The 819-nt window shown below is 42.6% G+C and carries 1 protein-coding gene; it reads right to left on the minus strand.

The annotated features are described in order from the left end of the window. Positions 1-46: 46 nt before the first annotated feature. A complete protein-coding gene (locus H8S55_RS13875; RefSeq protein WP_015516227.1) occupies positions 47-571 on the minus strand; it encodes a hypothetical protein in 525 nt (174 codons plus the stop codon). Positions 572-819 lie beyond the last annotated feature (248 nt).

Here is an 819-nt window from a genome sequence, read left to right on the forward strand (position 1 = left end):
TTTTCGGTATTCAGTTGTTGTGTTCAGTTCGGTAAATTGAAGTTGGTCAAAGTTGTTGGCGAAGATATTCCACAACATTTCCATTCGTATCATAGAAACAGATGTTTCCTACATTGAGGGGCAGGACAATGGCGAAAGGCTTGCCACTATCAATATCAATCACCTGAATGCCGTTGCCATCATCTACTTCAAGTCGAACAATATTTTGGGTATTCATTGAGATAAATGCCCTTTCGTTATTTCCCTCAACAACAAACTCTGCAATGTAATCATCAACCTCAACTATATCTCCACCACCACGGAAGAAATATCCAAAAGACAAGCCAGGGCGATTTACATAGACAGAAAAAGTGTGGTCTGTCTTGTCCTGTGGGTAAGAAATAAATGCAGCCATTGTGTCGGAAATGCTTCCATCAACAATCCAATCATCCAAAATTTTTTGAGATTGGCGAATGTCTGCTTCTAAACTGTTTGCGGTTTTACCAATGTCATTGTTTGCATAAAGGAAACCGAAAACCAACACACAAGCCAAAATAACACCCAAGAGGATTATGGGTAATTTCTTTTTCATAGAATCACACTCCTTTATCAAATTAAGATTCTTGATTTTCAAACTTGCTGGCGGCGAACGGTTTGTCAAAACCGTTTGCGGACGGCAAGTCCACAGGGGATAGCCGCTTTAGCGGCGCAAGGGGGTGTAGCCACCTTGACGGAACGAAGTGACGCAACATTCTCGGTCATGCAGTTTTCTTCTGCTGACGGAGAATGAAGCTCCGCAGGACGCACTACTCTCGACAGAGAGTATAGAAGTGCGCCCTT

Origin of the sequence: Flintibacter faecis (assembly GCF_014287875.1) — a bacterium.
Taxonomy (GTDB): Bacteria; Bacillota; Clostridia; order Oscillospirales; family Oscillospiraceae; genus Lawsonibacter; species Lawsonibacter faecis_A.

What these genes read in the sequence shown, in the direction of transcription:
- H8S55_RS13875 (WP_015516227.1), bottom strand. Translation starts at nt 571, where the DNA reads ATGAAAAAGAAATTACCCATAATCCTCTTGGGTGTTATTTTGGCTTGT.